The 12701-nt window shown below is 62.2% G+C and carries 9 protein-coding genes; 6 read left to right on the top strand and 3 right to left on the bottom strand.

Annotation, left to right across the window (positions count from 1 at the left end):
* Positions 1-40 precede the first annotated feature (40 nt).
* Positions 41-1054, top strand: coding sequence for a glycosyltransferase (locus tag ACIQWP_RS08910; RefSeq protein ID WP_402785080.1), 1014 nt, complete (start codon positions 41-43; stop codon positions 1052-1054).
* Positions 1051-1437, top strand: a complete 387-nt coding sequence (locus ACIQWP_RS08905; RefSeq protein WP_402785077.1) for a GtrA family protein — start codon at positions 1051-1053, stop codon at positions 1435-1437. Before ACIQWP_RS08910 ends, ACIQWP_RS08905 begins: the two co-directional genes overlap by 4 nt.
* 66 nt (positions 1438-1503) lie before the next feature.
* Here ACIQWP_RS08905 and ACIQWP_RS08900 read toward each other — a convergent pair whose 3' ends face one another.
* Positions 1504-2490 (bottom strand): Gfo/Idh/MocA family protein, encoded by a 987-nt coding sequence (locus ACIQWP_RS08900; protein ID WP_402785074.1) that lies wholly within the window; start codon positions 2488-2490, stop codon positions 1504-1506.
* Positions 2491-2763: 273 nt separating this feature from the next.
* Between ACIQWP_RS08900 and ACIQWP_RS08895 the strand changes: the two genes are divergently transcribed.
* Both ACIQWP_RS08895 and ACIQWP_RS08890 read left to right on the top strand, forming a co-directional pair.
* On the top strand, positions 2764-3714 hold the full coding sequence (locus ACIQWP_RS08895) for an aldo/keto reductase (RefSeq protein WP_402785072.1): 951 nt from the start codon (positions 2764-2766) through the stop codon (positions 3712-3714).
* Positions 3715-3743: 29 nt separating this feature from the next.
* Positions 3744-4187 (top strand): GNAT family N-acetyltransferase, encoded by a 444-nt coding sequence (locus tag ACIQWP_RS08890; protein ID WP_402785069.1) that lies wholly within the window; start codon positions 3744-3746, stop codon positions 4185-4187.
* On the opposite strand, the gene ACIQWP_RS08885 is transcribed toward ACIQWP_RS08890, so the two are convergent.
* A complete protein-coding gene (locus ACIQWP_RS08885; protein WP_402785066.1) occupies positions 4177-4794 on the bottom strand; it encodes a hypothetical protein in 618 nt (205 codons plus the stop codon). The genes ACIQWP_RS08890 and ACIQWP_RS08885 overlap by 11 nt on opposite strands.
* A gap of 113 nt (positions 4795-4907) precedes the next feature.
* Positions 4908-5801, bottom strand: coding sequence for a LysR family transcriptional regulator (locus ACIQWP_RS08880; RefSeq protein WP_402785063.1), 894 nt, complete (start codon positions 5799-5801; stop codon positions 4908-4910).
* A gap of 130 nt (positions 5802-5931) precedes the next feature.
* Here ACIQWP_RS08880 and ACIQWP_RS08875 point away from each other — a divergent pair, with 130 nt between their 5' ends.
* Positions 5932-6927, top strand: coding sequence for an aldo/keto reductase (locus ACIQWP_RS08875; RefSeq protein WP_402785060.1), 996 nt, complete (start codon positions 5932-5934; stop codon positions 6925-6927).
* Positions 6928-7181: 254 nt separating this feature from the next.
* On the top strand, positions 7182-12695 hold the full coding sequence (locus tag ACIQWP_RS08870) for an MG2 domain-containing protein (protein WP_402785057.1): 5514 nt from the start codon (positions 7182-7184) through the stop codon (positions 12693-12695).
* The last annotated feature ends 6 nt before the right edge of the window (positions 12696-12701 follow it).

Genomic DNA, 12701 nt, shown 5'->3' with positions numbered 1-12701 from the left:
GGCCTCAACTTGACCTCACACGTAGCAACCGGCCAAGACCATGTGGAATGAGAAGCTGAATATCGCTGTCCTCCTGCCCTGCTACAACGAAGCCGCGACGATCGGCGACGTCGTGCGCGGTTTCCGCAAGGCGCTGCCGCAGGCCGCGATCTATGTCTACGACAACAATTCCACCGACGGCACGGCGCTGCATGCGATGCTTTCGGGCGCGACCGTGGTGCGCGAACGCCGGCAGGGCAAGGGTCATGTGGTGCGCCGCATGTTCGCCGATATCGAGGCCGACATCTATCTGATGGCCGATGGCGACGGCACCTATGCGCCCGAAGATGCCGAAGAGCTGATCCGCACGCTGCTGACGGAAGGCTCCGACATGGTCGTCGGCACCCGCCGCAACGTGCATAACGATGCCGGCCGGCAGGGCCACGCCTTCGGCAACCGCATCTTCAACTGGCTCTATCGCACCATTTTCGGCGCCGATTTCACCGATATCTTTTCCGGGTACCGCGCCTTCTCGCGCCGCTTCGTCAAGAGTTTCCCCGCCGTATCGGGCGGTTTCGAGATCGAAACGGAGATGTCGGTTCATGCCTCGCGCCTGAAGCTGCCCGTCAGCGAACTCGAACTCGATTACGGTCGGCGGCCGGAAGGCTCGCATTCGAAGCTTTCCACCTTCCGCGACGGCGGCAAGATCCTCTGGATGTTCGCGATGCTGATGAAGGAAACGCGGCCCTTCGCCTTCTTCGGCATTCTGAGCGCCATTTCGATGGAAATCAGCATTGGCTTCTCTATTCCGGTCTTCATCGAGTATTTCGAAACCGGGCTGGTAACGCGCATGCCGACCTGGGTGCTCTCCCTGGCGCTGATGATGATTTCATTCATGCTGTTCACGGCCGGCCTGATCCTCGATTCCGTGGCGCGTGCCCGTGCGGAACAATTGCGCATCCACTATATGAGTCTCGCCAAGCCGTCCTCGCGCGAAAACGGCGATGACGGGGCGGTGTACATGGCTGAACTCGAGAAGCCCGCAAGCCGGAAGAAAAGGGCCAAGGCTGCATGAAGAAGCTGTTTCGCTTCCTGATCGCCGGTAGTATCGGCTTCGTCGTCGATGCCGGCGTATTGCATCTGCTACTGTGGTTCACCCCCCTCGGCCCCTTCATCGGCCGCGCCATCTCCATACCGAGCGCCCTGCTTGCGACCTGGGTTCTCAACCGCAATTTCACCTTCGGCCGGTCCGACCGGTCACTGGCGGCGGAAGGCTTCCGCTACGGTTCGGTCGGCCTGACTTCGGCGCTGCTGAACTATGCTCTCTTCAGCTCGTTGCTGATGACCGAGCCGGGGCTCAGGCCGATCATCGCCTTGACGCTGGCCTCAGGGGCGGCGACGGCGTTCAGCTTCTTCGGCTATTCACGCTTCGTCTTCCGCCACCGAGAGAACCCCTGAAGCAGTTCCAGGAAAGGTGCGCGGCGGTTTTTTGTTCCGAACTGCGTAGAGGAATGGAGAAGCCGATCAGACCGGTTCCCAGCCATCCTTTTCGCTGGCGCGGTAGATGGCGTCGATGACCTTCTGATTAAGCTTCGAGCTTTCCAACGACACGATTTCCGTGCCCTCTCCGAGAGCCGCCGACGCAAAGGCTTCCGCCTCGCGCTTGTACTGGCGGCTGTCGGGAAAGCGGAAGATCTGCGATTCCGAATGGCTGCGATTGGTCAGCTCCAGCTCTTCCGCCCCATAGCGATTGGCATTGAAGGGCGACTTCACCTCGATGAAGCCTTCCGTGCCGTGGAAGACCATGACCTGCCGGCCGGCCATCTGCGTCGAGACGTAGAAGGTGAGCTCGAAATCGCCGAAATCGGCCTTGACGCTTGAATAGATGTCGGTGCCGAATTCCGGATCGCGCTCCGTCACCGCCTGAATGCGTAGGGGTTCGCGGCCTGTAACGAAACGGGTGCTGATCGTCGGATAGACGCCGATATCGGGCAGACCGCCGCCGCCAAGCGCCGGGATATTGCGCATATTGCCGGCGTCGCGGTTGAAATAGGTAAAGGCACCCTGGATGTGGCGGAGGCGGCCGATGGCGCCATCGGCGAGCAGCGAGCGAACCTTCCGCCAGACCGGCGCATAGGCCACCATATAGGCCTCCATCACCAGTACCTTGTTGCGGTCGCGGGCAGCGATCACGCTGTCGATATCATCAGCCTTGAGCGCGATCGGCTTTTCGCACAGAACATGCTTGCCGGCATCGGCGGCCTTGATCGCCCATTCGACATGCTGGGCGGTCGGCAGCGGAATATAGACGGCATCAATGGTGTCGGAGGCGAGCATCTCCTCATAGGAGCCGAAGGCATGCGGCACGGAGAAACGATCGGCCATCTGCCGGGCGCGGTCGAGATCGCGGCTGGCGATGGCTGTCACAACGCAGTTTTCCGCATCCTGAATGGCGGGCACCACCACATCGCGGCCGATCTTCGCCGTCGACAGAATTCCGAAACGCAACATGATCTCTCTCCTGAAACGCCGCTTCCCAGGCACAGGCCGCACCATCGAAACCGGTAAAATTGAAAAGCAGAGCCGGCGACTCGACGCCGGCGCAACGGCGCCGACCTTAAGCGGCAGCCGCAGCAGGCGCAACGCCGTTCCACAAAGTGCCCTTCGCCCGTGAATAAAGAAATCGTTAGTGGAATTTCACCGCTTGCGGCGGTAGCCTGCTCTATCCCTCCCCGCCGGCGCCTCTGACGCCGGCTTCCTGCTCAAGTAATTTGGAGATGTGTCATGGACCTGCGCAAGCTTGGACGAACCGATCTTTTCGTCGCCCCCATCGTTTTCGGCGGCAACGTCTTCGGCTGGACGGCCGATGAGAAGACTTCCTACACACTGCTCGACGCCTTCTTCGATGCCGGCCTCAACACGATCGATACGGCCGACGTCTATTCCCGCTGGGTTCCCGGCAACAAGGGCGGCGATTCCGAGGAGATCATCGGCAAGTGGCTGAAGCAGAGCCGCGTTTCGCGCGACAAGGCCATTATCATCACCAAGGTCGGATCGGATATGGGTCCGGGCAAGAAGGGGCTCAAGGCCGACTATATCATCGAGGCCGCCGAGGCCTCGCTGAAGCGACTGCAGACCGATCATATCGACCTTTATCTGTCGCACTGGCCGGACCCGGAAACACCGCATGAAGAATCGCTCGCCGCCTATGCCAAGCTGAAAGAACAGGGCAAGATCCGTCATGTCGGCTGCTCGAACCTCGATGCGACGCAGCTTCAGGCCTCGCTCGATGCCGCCGCCAAGGCGGGCCTGCCGCGCTACGACGTACTGCAGCCCGAATATAACCTCTATGCCCGCGACGGTTTCGAGGGCCCGCTGGCGGATCTCTGTGTCAGGGAAGAGATCGGCGTCATCACCTATTTCAGCCTCGCAGCCGGCTTCCTGACCGGCAAATATCGCACCAAGGCGGATACCGAAGGACGCGCGCGCGAGAACCGGGTTGCCGCCTATCTCGACGATAAGGGCCTGCGCATCCTTTCAGCGCTCGACAAGGTTTCCGCCGATACCGGCGCAAAGCCCGCCGAGGTCGCGCTTGCCTGGTTGCTGCGCAAGCGCGGCGTCACCGCCCCGATCGCCAGCGCCACTAGCCTCGGCCAGCTCGACGCGCTAATCAATTCGACGAAGCTTTCGCTTTCCGATGACGCCATGCGCCTGCTCGATCAAGCCGGCGAATAAATAGAGGCCAAATAAACAGGGATAGGCAGATGACCGTGACGATCCGCGACGCCAGACCGGAAGACGAAGCACGCTGGCGTGCTTTGTGGGACGGCTATCTGGCCTTCTACCGCGTCACGATCACGCCCGACATCACCGATGCGACATGGCGCCGGGTCTTCGATCCGGCGTCGGCAATCTTCATGCGCGTGGCGGAGGTCGACGGCGAGGTGAAGGGCTTCACCCTCTGCATCACGCATGAGGGCACATGGACCCACGCTCCCGACTGCTATTTGGAAGACCTGTTCGTCGATGAAAACGCCAGGGGCCACGGCGTTGGGCGCGCGCTGCTCGACGATCTCGTCGCGCTCTGCAAGACGAACGGCTGGGCCCGGCTTTACTGGCACACCGAAGAGGGCAACGCGACGGCCCGCAAGCTCTACGACACCTACGTCAAGAGCGACGGGCACATTCGCTACCGCGTCAATATCTGAGCTTCGGAAAGCCCGCATAGTGGGTGGAATGGTCGCCGTCCCAATTGGCCATGCCAGGCTTGGTCAGCATGCCACGTGGGCTGACAAAGCTCTGGATGGTTCGTTTCGGCCGCTCGTGCCACTGGATATTGAAGGCCCACAGTTTCGGGAAGAAGCAGAGCGACGCATAGGGTAGGTGGTCGTGAATCCACCAGGCGAGCTTCTGCCAATCGCCCTCATGGCTCTGGTGATCGATCAGCCATGGCACGACGATGCAGACGGCGGCGCCCACGCAACCGTCGAGATCGCGCATGTCCCATATGTGATGCGCGGCGGTATGGGGATTGGTGGAGCAATTCAGTCCGTTCTTGTTGCCGAAAGCGTTGACCTCGGGGGAACGGTAGCCGGAGCGGATATGGAGCCGGCCAAAGGTCGCCTCCAGCGGCTCCAGCAATTCCTCGCAGAGCCTGCGGCCGGTCTCGATCGCCAGGTCCGGGTGCTCGGGTATATTGGGAATGCGGTAGAAATCTGATATTTCCGAATGCAGGAAATCGCGGAAGAAGAAGTTCTTCGACAGCCTGACGCGGCCGAGATCCTCAAGCCCCTTCATCGATCCCGGCTTTCTCATCGCTGCAATCCCTTTCTGAAACTATCGATCAGCCGAGACAAGTTATGGCATTGCCGCCGCCCGATTTCTGTCAGTAGTGGCTTATTGCTTGTTTCAGCGCCATTCCGAACGCTCTAGGGGCCGGTATATTTGAAGAAGTCGATGAAGGCTCTGAGCGCCGGGCGCATCTGCCGGCGGCTTGGATAATAGATGCAGAAGCCGGGATAGGGCGGGCACCAGTCCTCGAGCACGCGGATGAGCTTGCCTTCTGCCAGTTCCTGCTGAACGCGTATGTCGAACAGATAGGAAAGGCCGGCGCCATTGACGGCAGCCAGAACCGCAAGCCGGTCCTCGATCACGATCAAGGGGCCGTCGATCGCCACGATCAGCTCGCGGCCATCCTTCTCGAATTCCCAGCGATAGATCGAGCCGTCGGTGAAACGCCGTTTGATGCAGCGGTGATGGACGAGATCGCGCGGATGCAAAGGCTTCGGATTCCTCTCGAAATAGGCAGGGGAACCGGCAATGACGGTGCGTATGTCAGGCGAGACCTTCACTGCGATCATGTCGCCCTCGATGCTCTCAGCCAGCCGGATGCCGGCGTCGAAGCCCTCCTTGACGATATCGCTGAAGCCGTCCTCGTTGGCGATTTCAAGGGTGATATCGGGATAGGTATTGAGGAAATCGCCAAGCCGCGGCGCCATCAGCAGATCGGAGGCAAAGCGCGGGGCGGTGATGCGCAGCGTCCCCGCCGGGCGGCCACGGGTCGCAAGCGTATCCTCCAATGCGATATCGATCTCCTCCAGGGCCGGCGCGAGCCTTTGAAGCAATGCCTGCCCCTCCTCGGTCGGGAGCACGCTGCGCGTGGTGCGGGCGAGCAGCCGCACGCCGAGGCTTTCCTCGAGGCTGGAGACAGCATGGCTGACCGCCGACGGCGCGATCGACAATTCCTTGCCGGCAGCGCGGAAGCTGCGATGGGCGGCGACGGCGGCAAAAACCGCGAGTTGGGAGAGCTGGGTTCGGTTCATTGATCTCAATTATAGAACAGCCCATTGGGATTTGCATGGATTTTCATTCATTATCCGGAACCCTAACTTGAGTTCGTAGGCAGCGGACACAAGCCCCTGCCGCTCCCATAAAGCTCAAGAGGAAGACATCATGAAAACCCGCAGGCTTGGTCAGGATCTCACCGTTTCCGCCGTTGGACTCGGCTGCATGGGCATGAGCTTTGCCTATGGCGCGACCGACGACAACGAATCCATCAAGACGCTCCGTCACTCCGTCGATCTCGGCGTCACCTTTTTCGACACCGCCGAAACCTATGGTCCCTTCACCAACGAGGAGCTGCTCGGCCGCGCGCTGAAGCCGGTTCGCAACCGCGTGGTCATCGCCACCAAGTTCGGCTTCAAGCTCGATCTCACGAAATCAGGCCTCGCCGCCATGATCGGCGTCGACAGCCGGCCCGAACACGTCAGGCAAGTCGCCGAAGCCTCGCTGAAGCGGCTCGACACCGATGTCATCGACCTGTTCTACCAGCACCGCGTCGATCCGAACGTGCCGATCGAGGATACGGTCGGCGCCATGGCGGAACTGGTGAAAGAAGGCAAGGTGCGGGCGCTCGGCCTTTCCGAAGCCGGTTCCGCCACCATCCGCCGCGCTCATGCGGTGCATCCGATCGCCGCCCTTCAGAGCGAATATTCGCTCTGGAGCCGCGATCCGGAAGAGGATGTGCTTGCCACCTGCCGCGAACTCGGCATCGGCTTCGTGCCCTACAGCCCGCTCGGCCGCGGCTTCCTGACCGGCGCGATCCACAAGACGGACGATCTTGCCGCCGACGATTTCCGCCGCTCGCTGCCGCGCTTCCAGGGCGACAATTTCGATGCCAACGCGGCCCTGGTCGCAAGGCTCCAAGCGCTCGCTGAGGAAAAGGGCGTCACGGCGGCGCAACTGGCGCTCGCATGGGTGCTGCACCAGGGCGACGATATCGTGCCGATCCCCGGCGCCCGCAAGCTGCATCATCTCGAGCAGAATGCGGCGGCTGCCGACATCGCGCTTTCACTTAAGGAAGTGAAGGAACTCGGCGAGATCATCACGCCCGAAACGGTTGCCGGAAAGCGGTATACCGATGCCTCCCTGGCCATGACGAATATATGACAAACGGGCAGCCTTTCCTGCCCGGGCGAAGACATCGGCCGTTTAGGCCGGTGTCATTTTGGGACTGAAAAGAAAAGTGAAGCGCCACCAAGGAGCAACGGAACATGCGAATTGCCTGATTTGCCGCGCCTTTCAACCGTCTAGGCAGATCGTCATGGGCGCAAAGCGTACGCCGCAACTCGACGCTCGGTTGACAAATGGGTCCGAAATTTGAAGATTGCCGCCATCAAAAACGGGCAGCGTTGGGAGGACTTATGTCTAAGCGCGCGTTTATCGGCTTCTCCGCTTTTCTTCTCGCCACTTTCGCATCTCTGAGCCCTTCGGCCGCAGCCGACGTCAAGCGCCAGGTGGTCACCACCAAGGATGGCGATTACTTCGGCTTCGATCTGCGCACCGAGCAGAACGTGACGCTGGACCAGTGCTCCGCATCCTGCATCGGCGACAAGTCCTGCAAGGCCTTCACCTACAATCCCAAGGTGAAGTGGTGCTTCATGAAGTCGGACTTCAACCAGCTCAACAGCTTCCCCGGCGCGATCGCCGGCAAGATCGTCGAGACGGCCGCGACCAGCGAACCGGACATCGGTGCAGCACCTGCCCTTTCCTTCCTCTCCGACAACTTCGTCCAGAGCGCGCGCGATGCAAGGAACACGCTGACGCTTGGCAACGAACTAAAGGGCCAGGGCGTCGAAAGCCTGATCGCGCTCGGCCGCATCGAGCTGACCTCCGGCAATGTCAACAATGCCCTGAACGCCTTCCAGGGCGCGCTTTCGCTCAGCCCCGACAATGGCGACCTGTGGGTCGAGATGGCGCGCGCCGCCAACACGATCACGAACGACACGTCCGTCGCGACCAAGGCGGCCTATGCGGCGCTCAACGGCTATCAGCTGACCCGCACCACGAGCAGCCGCGCCGATGCGCTCGCTGTTTTGGCCGAAGCGCTGAAGAATGCGCAGAACTATCGTCCGGCGCTCAACGCCTACAAGGCGAGCCTTAATCTCGTCAGCTCCGCCGCGGTCCAGGCCGCCTATAACGATCTTCTCGCCCGCCAGGGCTTCCGTGTCACCGGCAACACGCTCGACAACGACAATGCCTCGCCGCGCGCCTGCGTGCAGTTCTCCGAAAAACTGGTGAAGAGCGGCGTCGACTACACGCCTTTCGTCACCCTCAATGGGGCCGCGCCGAAGGGTGTCGACGCGAAGGACAACCAGATCTGCGTCGAGGGCTTGGAATTCGGCCAGCATTACCGCATTTCGCTGCGCGCCGGCCTGCCCTCCTCGGTGGATGAAAACCTCGCCTCGCAGGTCAATGTCGATATCTACGTCAAGGATCGCGCCGCGTCGCTGCGCTTCACCGGCGACAATTTCGTCCTGCCCTCGACAGCTCGCCGCGGCATTCCGATCGTATCCGTTAACGCTAACACGGCCAATCTCAAGCTCTATCGCATCGGCGACCGCAATATCGCCCAGCTTCTGAACAACTCGCAGTTCCTGACGCAGGTGGACAGCTACAGCGCACAGACCATCCAGGATACCAACGGCGAACTGGTCTGGCAGGGTTCCATCGAGATCAAGCAGGAACTCAACAAGGAAGTCGCGACCAGCTTCCCGGTCGACGAGGCGCTGCCGCAGCGCAAGCCCGGCGTCTACGTGCTGACGGCGGTTGCGCCCGACAGCGGCCATGAGTGGGACCCGCAGGCGACGCAGTGGTTCGTCGTGTCCGATATCGGCGTCACCACCTATGCCGGCACCGACGGGCTGAATGTTTTCGCCCGCTCGCTCGGCAGCGCCAAGCCGCTCGCCGGCATCCAGCTGCAACTGCTGGCCAAAAACAACGAAATCCTCGGCACAGCGAAGACCGACGACAATGGCCGCGCCGTCTTCAGCGCCGGTCTGATGCGCGGCACGGCGGGCATGACGCCGGCCGTCATCACCGCCCAGAACGGCGATCAGGATTATGTCTTCCTCGACATGACGCGCGCCGGCTTCGATCTCTCCGACCGCGGCGTGGCCGGTAGAACCGCGCCCGGCGCGATCGACCTGCTGACATGGACCGAGCGCGGCATCTACCGCGCCGGCGAGACGGTGCATGCCTCCGCGCTTGCCCGTGACGTCAGCTCGACGGCGGTCGAAAACCTGCCGCTCACCTTCGTCTTCCTGCGCCCCGATGGCGTCGAGGACCGCCGCATCGTCACCGATGGCGGCAAGCTCGGCGGCTACAATGTCGACCTGCCGCTGCAGCAGACCTCGATGCGCGGCACCTGGACGATGAACATCTACACCGACCCGAAGGGTTCCTCCATCGGCTCGCAGACCTTCCTCGTCGACGACTTCGTGCCGGATCGCATCGAATTCGATATGAAGAGCGACGCCAAGGAGATCGAAGTCGGCCAGCCGACGCCTGTTAATGTCGACGGACGCTACCTCTATGGCGCGCCGGCCGCCGGCCTCAACCTCGAAGGCGAAGTGACGCTGAAGCCGACGCGCCAGAGCGACGCCTATAAGGGCTATCAGTTTGGTCTCGCCGATGAAGGCGCCGGCAAGGACAATAATGACGGCGACGACAGCAGCAGCGGTGACAGCAAGGCCGAGAGCACGCAGGTACCGCTCGAAGACCTGCAGGCGCTGGACGAAAACGGCAAGACCACCTTCGACGTCACGATCAACGACACGCCTTCGACCACGCAGCTGCTGAATGCCAATATCACCGTGCGCATGCAGGAGGCAGGCGGCCGCGCCGTCGAGCGCTCGCTGACCCTGCCCGTCAAGGCGGATGGCCCGCGCATCGGCATCAAGCCGGAATTCGACGGCGATCTCGGCGAAAACTCGGTCGGCAACTTCCACGTCATTGCCGTTGACGCCAACGGCCAGAAGCAGGCCATGCAGGGCCTGACCTGGAAGCTGCTCAGCGTCGAGCGCAATTATCAATGGTATCGCGACGGCAGCAGCTGGAAGTTCGAGCCGATCATGTCCACCAAGCAGGTGGCGGTCGGCACGATCAACGCCACGACGGATGGTGCTGCGATTTCCATGCCGGTCACCTGGGGCCGCTACCGGCTCGAAGTCTCCACCGCCGATACGAATGGCCCGCAATCCAGCGTCGAGTTCAATGCCGGCTGGTATGTCGCCTCCACCTCGACGGAGACGCCGGATGCGCTGGAAATCGCGCTCGACAAGGGAAGCTACCATGTCGGCGACACCGCCAAGCTGAAGGTGACCTCGCGCTATGCCGGCCAGCTGATGGTGACGGCCGGCTCGGAAACGCTGATCTCGGTCACCAATGCCGATATCGGTGCGACGGGCGGCGAAATCGACATCCCGGTCACGGCTGACTGGGGCGCCGGCACCTATCTGACCGCGACTCTCTTCCGCCCCGGCGACGCTCAGGAAAGCCGCATGCCGATGCGCGCCATCGGCATCAAATGGGCACCTGTCGACCCTGGCGAACGCAAGCTGCAGATCAAGATCGACGCGCCTGATAAGACGCTGCCGCGCCAGCCACTCAACATCGCGCTGCAGGTGGCCGGCGCAGGCGCCAATGAGGACGCCTATGTCACGATCGCCGCCGTCGATGTCGGCATCCTCAATCTCACGCGCTACCAGCCGCCGGCTCCCGACGACTGGTATTACGGCCAGCGCCAGCTCGGCCTCGAAATCCGCGACATCTACGGTCGCCTGATCGATGGCTCGCTCGGCGAAACCGGCAAGCTTCGCACCGGCGGCGACGGCGGACAGGCAGCCTTGCAGGCAAGCCCGCCAAAGGAAAAGCTGATCGCCTTCTTCTCCGGTCCGATCAAGCTCGATGCCAACGGCAAGGCCAATGTCAGCTTCGACATTCCGCAGTTCAACGGCACGGCGCGGTTGATGGCCGTTGCCTGGTCGAAGGCCGGCGTCGGCCACGCGACGCAGGACGTGATCATCCGCGATCCCGTCGTCGTCACCGCAAGCCTGCCGAAGTTCCTGGCGCCCGGAGACAAGGCAAACCTGCGGCTCGATGTCGCCAACACCGATGCGCCTGCCGGCGAATACACGCTTGCGGTCAACGGCAACAGCGCCGTGACCGTGGATGAAAATGCCACACAGCAGAAGATCAACCTGGAAACCGGCGGCAAATACGCCATCACGCTGCCGCTGACAGGCGGACAGCCTGGCGACGGCACTCTCTCGATCAAGCTGTCGAATGCGTCGGGCATGTCGCTCGATCAATCGGTCGATATTCCCGTTCGCCCGGCGCAGCTGCCGGTCACCGAACGGCGTGTCATCGCGCTTGCGCCCGGCAAGAGCCTGACCGTCAATGCCGACCTTCTCGCCGACAGCGTGCTGCCCGGCGCCGCCGTCAGCGTCAATGTCAGCCGCTCCGCCGCCTTCGACGTGCCGGCCCTCTTGATGAGCCTCAGCCACTATCCCTACGGCTGCGCGGAACAGACGGCGAGCAGCGCGATGCCGCTGCTCTACTTCAGCGACATGGCGGTCAAGAACGGTCTTGCGGACGATGCCGAAATCCAGAAGCGCGTGCAGGACGCCATCTATCGCGAGATGTCCTACCAGTCCTCGACCGGCAGCTTTGGCCTCTGGGGCCCAGGCTCGGGCGATCTCTGGCTCGACGCCTACGTGATGGACTTCCTGACCCGCGCCCGCGAGCAGAAGTACAACGTGCCGGATCAGGCCATGGTGCAGGGGCTGGAAAACCTCCAGAATGCGCTGAGCGCCAATACCAACGTCAAGGACAACGGCAACGAGATCGCCTACGCGCTCTACGTGCTGGCGCGTAACAAAAGGGCCTCGATCAGCGATCTGCGCTACTATGCGGATACGATGCTGAACGACTTCCCGACGCCGCTGTCCAAGGCACATCTGGCCGCATCATTGGCGCTCTACGGCGATGCACAGCGTTCGCGCAACATCTTCGTGGACTCGCTGCAGATGTCGCAGCAGGCGGCGATCACCAAGGTCAGCTTCATTCGCTCGGATTACGGTTCGTCGCTGCGCGACGGTGCCGCCGTGCTGGCGCTTGCCGCAGAAAGCCGCCCGGTGCCGCCGATCATTCCAGAACTTGCGAGCGTCGTCGCCAAGGATTGGCAAACCAAGAAATATACCAGCACCCAGGAACAGACCTGGATGCTGCTCGCCGCCCGCGCCCTGCAGAATGGTGACGACGGCCTGACGCTCGATGTCAACGGCGCCGCCCATAGCGGCACCTACATGGCGCAGATGAGCGGAGACGCGCTGATGGGCCATCCGCTGACCGTCACCAACACGACGCGCCAGCCGTTGTCGGCTGCCGTGACCACGGTCGCGGCTCCGGTTGCGCCGCTGCCCGCCAGTGGCAACGGCTTCAAGATCGAGCGCAAGTACTACACGCTCGACGGCGAAGAGGCGAATGTCAGCCAGGCACAGCAGAATGAACGTTATGTCGTTGTGCTGCATGTGACCGAGGACAATGACTGGCCGCAGCGCCTGCTCGTGACCGATCTCCTGCCCGCCGGCTTTGAGATCGACAATCCGAGCATCGTCAACAGCGCCCAGCTTTCGAATTTCGACTGGCTCAGCGACGTGCAGCCCGCCCATGTCGAATTCCGCAACGACCGCTTTGTTGCCGCCTTCGACCAGAGTTCCGGCGCCGATCGTGACCTGACCTTCGCCTATGTTGTGCGCGCCGTGACCCCCGGCGTCTACGACCACCCGGCCGCGAGCGTCGAGGACATGTATCGTCCGCAGTTCTCGGCCCGCACGGCGATGGGCCGCATGGAGGTGCTGGGCGCCCAGCAGTAAGAAGCA

Source organism: Rhizobium sp. NPDC090279, assembly GCF_044769665.1.
Classification (GTDB): domain Bacteria; phylum Pseudomonadota; class Alphaproteobacteria; order Rhizobiales; family Rhizobiaceae; genus Rhizobium.
The sequence above is the reverse complement of the archived record's forward strand: the minus strand, read 5'-3'. Positions and strand labels throughout refer to the sequence as shown.